The organism is Morganella sp. GD04133, from assembly GCF_029835375.1.
Taxonomy (GTDB): Bacteria; Pseudomonadota; Gammaproteobacteria; order Enterobacterales; family Enterobacteriaceae; genus Morganella; species Morganella morganii_B.
Window position 1 is genome coordinate 1 of the sequence record NZ_JAODZS010000071.1, and the last position, 5,867, is coordinate 5,867.

Here is a 5,867-nt window from a genome sequence, read left to right on the forward strand (position 1 = left end):
TAATTTACCGGCAGATGCGGTGATTTGCCCGTGTGAGAATGAACACCGTCCGGTCTATCCGGTGCGCTATGCCTATTCGAATTTATTCGGCGATAAAACTGCCAAAGCGTCGATGCCGCCACCGGTAAAGAAACTGCTGGAGCTCTGCCCGGCACAACCGGACATTGAAATGTATTCCCCTGAAATGTGTACTGTTGAAGATACGGGAGGGTACAGCGCACGTCTGCTGCGTTCAGGATGGGTTTATGTCTTTGAAGAGGGAGAATACCCGACCAGGACAGATACAGAGGGACAACTACTGATTTTTAAACACACGGTTACCTATGCACATAACGGGCGTGTTTATGATGAGACGGATAATTCAGAAGAAGCGGGAAAGGCGGTAAAAGGCGGAGACGCTGATGAATATTTTATACCACATGCCAGAATATATAACGCAGAGTCTCAGACTACTGAGCTTAAAGAACAATTTCCGTATTTACCTTACCTGCCGATAAAAAAAGATGTTATTACCGCACGGTTCTTTTTCAGTGATATACCTTTATCGGATTATACATTAAATAAAATGATTACTGACCCGGAGTTCCGTGCATCCTTTATGCAGGAAATTAATCTGGTGAATTTTGACGATAATCCTTACGCACTTGAATTGCGGGAAGAGCATATCGATTATCTGGTGGAGGAATATAAGGATGAAGCACAACGATTTGTTTCATTTGTGGAACAGGCAAAAAATACAGGTGCAGATTTACCGGAAGGGAGTTATTTCTCAGAAATAACCAATACCCCTGATGTGTCAAAAGGCTCAGAATCGCTGCTTGCACAGGTCAAAGCCTCACTGGATGAGAATGAGAAAAGCAGCCTGGTGATATTACATGACCCGGTGGGTTATCAGAAAGATATACTTGCACTGTATTCTTTTGTGACAGCGGCGTATGCTGCATTTCAGCATCACTGGAGTTACCCTAATCAGGTCGGTCATCATCTTCTGGCGATAAAAACACATCTGGACCATCCCGACATTGTACATACGGGGAACGGATACCGGCTGAACGAACAATTTTTAGATAACATAGATATGCAGGGCTGGCAAACCTACTGGCCTCAGATTGAAAAGGGGTATGAAAAATTTGAGCAGCTTCAGCAAAATATCGTCCGGTTGTATGCGGATTTTTTAACAAATCATGAAATGATAAATAAAGCAGGTGGAATTAAAAATTATATTGATCATGTTTTTTTAATTCAGGAACAATATGAGACAGGGGATTTCCGGCACCGTGAGTTTTTTGAGGAAGTCATACGGTACAGTACATTTCATGAGCTGTTATTATCGCCGCTAAACAGTTCAAAAGCAGGATTACAGACATTAAACCTCATATTTTCAGTTGATAAACCGGAAGGTGAGATTTGGAAAGCGATATCCGACATTATGATCACTTTGATCAGTGAGGAAAAACTGAGGGATGGCGGGGCCTATTATTTCAAAGACCATATTCTTCCTTCGCTACAGTCGACACTTCTGATTTGCTGGGATGCGTTGGGATATGCTTTTGCAGTAACCCATGAGCAATTAAAAAAAACAGCGGGAAATATACGTAATATCACACAGGCAGGGATTGATCATCTGGCAAAAAAAATACTGCCTGCATTTTTAGATGTTTTTGGTATCCGGGTAGATATGAAGACGCTTCAGCCAATGTCCGGAAAGAAATTTATGAGTTGGATGGATTCATTAAACGGAAAGACAGCACCGGTTAAAAACGCTACCGGCCAGATGAGAAAATTACTGGATTGGGATACAGCACTGAGAAATCCGAAAGTAACGAATGCGATTAATACTATTCAGTATCACTACACATCAACAGGACTGCCTGTTGATAAAGAAACATTTAAAAATACGTTGAGTTTAAGTGCATCACTTTATTCAATGCTGACGGGTATGCTCGGGTTATATACAGCTAAAATGACAGAGTATGATAAAAATGATCCGCTGAATACTGGTGCGGTAAATATTTTTCGCATGCAAATGATCGTTTATTTTGTCAGTACAGCAGAAGGGGTTATTGCAACCCGTCAGGCGGCAGGTGTTTATATGAATCGGGTCACTTACCCGCCGCTCAGACACATTCTGATGAAAATCCGTTTACCGGAAGTTACATCAGGGCTGGGCAAACTGGTCGTTAAAAATATTGGCTATGTTGTTGCATTACTGACGATAGCATTACCGATAACCGAAGGTATAGCAGAACTGGATAAAAAAAATCACGTGGCTGCAGGAGCAAAATTTACAGAAGCTGCGGCAACACTTGCACTGAGTATTGGTGTGGCGGGTGTCGGGAAGGCTAACGCCATTATCAGGGGAGCAGAGATGCTCAGCACCAACCTGGTAATTCGATTTGTGACTATTTATGCGTGGAAAATTGTCCTTGGTGCCGTTTTAGTTCTTGTAGGTAGCGCTATAGTATATTATTTGTTCAAAACCGATAATTTTGAAGAGTTGCTGAAAAATTGCTTCTGGGGAAATGGAACTAAATATTTTGCAGGTGGCTACCTGACCGAAGATAATGATGATATAGGTAGGCCAGATACAATAAATGAACAATTAGATAAGTACATTTCAAACTTCGAACAATACACGGTATATTACCAAATGGAGTTGCAGGAATTTTTAAATTTATTCTTTACGCCACAAGTAAAAATTACGGCTAAGCCTAAAATTATTACGCAGCCTAAAAAAGAAACATATAAAACTCCGTATGTGATTCATTATCAATTCAGATTGGCTAATTTTCAGTGTGGTCTCTCGGATATTGAGTATCAGCTGGTAAAAATAAAGCCGACAGTAATGTATGCATCTCAGATGCCCGTAGAGCATCTTCCTCCGGAACCGGATATTATTCACCGGCGTAATGGATATAAGTATATTGCATCCGATAATCACACCTTCAGCCTGGCATTTGAACGGGCGCTCACGGCAGCACTTCAGAACACGTTACTGCAGGATGGTGAATTTAATTTCAGTTTTGAGGTGGATGCGGGAATGCACACCAGTGACCCGTTAAAAAATAATTCTGTCCCGTCTCTTTTTTGGTATTATCTGATTGACCGTATTAAAGGCGATATTGCCCCGCTGCGTTACAGAAACGGGAATTTACAGAACAAAATTTATGGTCTTATTGATGATAAGGGAATGGAATGAGTAACCCGTTTACAGTGTCAAGACATCCGTCACAACTGAAAACCACACGTCTGGCGGATGAAAGTCATCAATATGATGATCCGCTGCCGCTGAAGGATCTGGTTTTTTTGCAAAGTATCAATAAACACGAGTGCAGAATAAAATCATCACAAGTCAACAGCCGGATATCGAATACATTTCCGATGTTTTTGGTGCTGATGGGGATGATGTTTTATACATTAATTATATTTGCAGATGGGCATATGCACAAAAAAGCTGACTTTGAAAAAAGAGTGGCACGTGCAGAGTTAAAATATAAAAACTATCAAAGCTTAAACAAGTTTGATCGTGACTATTTAAAAATATATGAGCCTTATTTTGGTGAGGGTGAAATAGGATGGTTAGGTTATTTATTTCATTACTACAATGATGATATATATAAACGTGATGATTTTAAGATAATGAAAATTATCGGATGGCTGATCTTCTTCCCCGGTGGATTATATATCCTGGGTTCACTAAATTTCTTTGTTCCGATGACCTGGCTGGTTGCTGACCGAAAGCGGGGCATTTTGTATTCTTACGTGGACGGAATTGTGACAGCGGTGCGGTATGAGGATGCTCAATTTGGTTATGCGGGCAGGATGCTGGCGTTTAAATTATTTTATATCCATCCGGAAACCGGAAAATTAGGAACACATATTTACCGGCCCAATATTTCTCACTATACCGGCTTCCTTCTGAGCAGTGATACGGAAAATCACCGTTTTATCACCTTCTTAAATGCCTATATGACAGAGGGCCGTGATGCCGTCTCACCGGCAGATTATCAGACACGTAACCCACTGTTCTGTTTTGCGAAAAACCCGTTACCGGAGAACTTTGAACAACAGGTTACGCAGATTCTGGCAAAGCTGGATAAAAGGAAACAACGTCATGCGTAGTCAGGTGAATGGCCGTAAGATCATTTTAAAAAATGACACCACCAATACCGGAGGTACTGTTCTCCGGGGCTCTTCTGTTGCGAAACAAACCGAAGGTATTGCCTGTGTGGGGGACCCGGTGTATTGTCCGTCGTGTAAACAGACAGGGGCAATCGCGGAAGGTGACAGTTTGATGAAAATAAACGGCATACCGGTTGCCCTGGAAGGCCATAAAGTGACATGCGGATGTCCCGGAGGGTGCCAGCTGGTTGCAGCGGGTTAAATGCAGAAGAATGAAATAAAAAATAACAGTGTAGTGACAACCTTTACGGATACCCGTAAAGGTTGTCAGATTGATATTATGTATCTATCCATTTATTTGGATATAAAAGTAAGGTTTTTTTTCGCCCGGATAATGAAGTGTTTATAATTGCTGTCATTAAATATAAATATTAAATTTATAACCTGAATAATCAGGTGAAAGTTATTTGATATGATTGCGCCATCAATGTTGATATTATTTTTGTTATTAAATTATGATAAACAGTGAAAATTCATCAGGATACCTTCAGGGAAGAGAGCCTGAAGGTAAACCGAAATAAAGAATAAGATAGTCAGAATATCAGGGGGTACTTTGTGTACTGGTTGAAACTACCAGGTAAAGGTATATGAGCCTTTGTCTGTATTTACAATCAGTTCAAGTGGTCTGCAATCTGTATAGGATGAATTTGTTGGACTTGTAAATGTATAAGACTGACCAAAACCGAGTCTGACATTTGTATTTTTACCTCTGTCATTTGTGGAGATTTTACAATTACCCCGGTTGAGTTCCAGTGATTGCAAAGTGATATTGTTATCCATACTTGTAATTGTATAACGCCATAACGGGTGAGTTATTCCTCCGAAATGTTTTTTATCTGCTTTCGCATCGACTTTAATCGGCAAGTCAGCAGCATGTGAGGGAAGGCTGAAAAGTAAAAAACTCCCTGCAAGTAACACAGGACACATACGATTAACTAATTTCATTATATGAAAGCCTTATATAGGATAAATTAAATAGAATTATCAGTAATGATAATGGTTTTTTAATTAATGTATTGGTGTTGGATTAATTAAAATACGATATAACTATAAAAATGATAATAATGTATATTATTTTAGTTTTACTAAAATAAGCCTGAATAACACCGGCTCATGTTTTACAAAAAGAAAATATTTAGCTTTTTAAGAGAACCACTCTTTCTGTTGTCTTTTCAACCATTCATTATAATAGTCCGAATATTCCTCATCCCGTCCACCAGTCTCTTCAACCTACTCTTCATATTCCTGACTGTCTTTAAAATCTTCTGACATGATTCATTCTCCGAAAATATCACCTATATATAAATAGGCAAAATTAGATGCTACAAGTGACAGCATAGCGAAACCTGACAGAGAGTTAAAATCGTTATTAACGATCGAAATAATGAAATTGATCTGTGTTTTCTATCAATTATAACGATCGAAATATTAAAACCAATAGTTACAAACTATCAATTGGTTGTTGTCGATCGGTATCGCAGATCAATTCATATTAAGGCAGAGATAAAAGCGTCAATATAATCAATGGGGTAAAAAATAGCGAAAATAGCTGATAATGTTGGTTTTTTATAATCTGTGAGTGAGCCGCTGACCTGATGCTGACAAAGATGATGGTATTTTGTCTGTAGATAACTGTACTCAGCTAAAGTGTTGTGAAGGTATTTGCACATACCTGTATTATCCGG

The 5,867-nt window shown here is 39.4% G+C and carries 5 protein-coding genes; 3 read left to right on the top strand and 2 right to left on the bottom strand.

Going from position 1 to position 5,867, the window contains the following annotated elements:
* From N7387_RS20790 to N7387_RS20800, 3 genes are all read left to right on the top strand, one after another.
* A partial coding sequence (locus N7387_RS20790; RefSeq protein WP_279800893.1) for a toxin VasX occupies window positions 1-3,199 on the top strand: 3,199 nt, incomplete at its 5' end.
* Window positions 3,196-4,122, top strand: coding sequence for a hypothetical protein (locus N7387_RS20795; RefSeq protein WP_279800894.1), 927 nt, complete (start codon window positions 3,196-3,198; stop codon window positions 4,120-4,122). The genes N7387_RS20790 and N7387_RS20795, both read left to right, overlap by 4 nt.
* The gene (locus N7387_RS20800) at window positions 4,115-4,384 is read left to right on the top strand and encodes a PAAR domain-containing protein (protein ID WP_279800895.1); all 270 of its coding nucleotides are present in this window, start codon (window positions 4,115-4,117) and stop codon (window positions 4,382-4,384) included. The genes N7387_RS20795 and N7387_RS20800 overlap by 8 nt, the downstream gene beginning before the upstream one ends.
* 368 nt (window positions 4,385-4,752) lie before the next feature.
* Here N7387_RS20800 and N7387_RS20805 read toward each other — a convergent pair whose 3' ends face one another.
* Both N7387_RS20805 and N7387_RS20810 read right to left on the bottom strand, forming a co-directional pair.
* On the bottom strand, window positions 4,753-5,127 hold the full coding sequence (locus tag N7387_RS20805) for a hypothetical protein (protein WP_274369599.1): 375 nt from the start codon (window positions 5,125-5,127) through the stop codon (window positions 4,753-4,755).
* A gap of 542 nt (window positions 5,128-5,669) precedes the next feature.
* Window positions 5,670-5,867, bottom strand: a 198-nt coding sequence (locus N7387_RS20810; protein WP_279800896.1) for a hypothetical protein, incomplete at its 5' end; no start/stop codon positions are given.

Excerpts from the sequence above, each read along its gene's own strand:
- N7387_RS20805 (WP_274369599.1), bottom strand. The coding sequence starts at position 5,127 with ATGAAATTAGTTAATCGTATGTGTCCTGTGTTACTTGCAGGGAGTTTT.
- N7387_RS20800 (WP_279800895.1), top strand. The coding sequence starts at position 4,115 with ATGCGTAGTCAGGTGAATGGCCGTAAGATCATTTTAAAAAATGACACC.
- N7387_RS20795 (WP_279800894.1), top strand. The coding sequence starts at position 3,196 with ATGAGTAACCCGTTTACAGTGTCAAGACATCCGTCACAACTGAAAACC.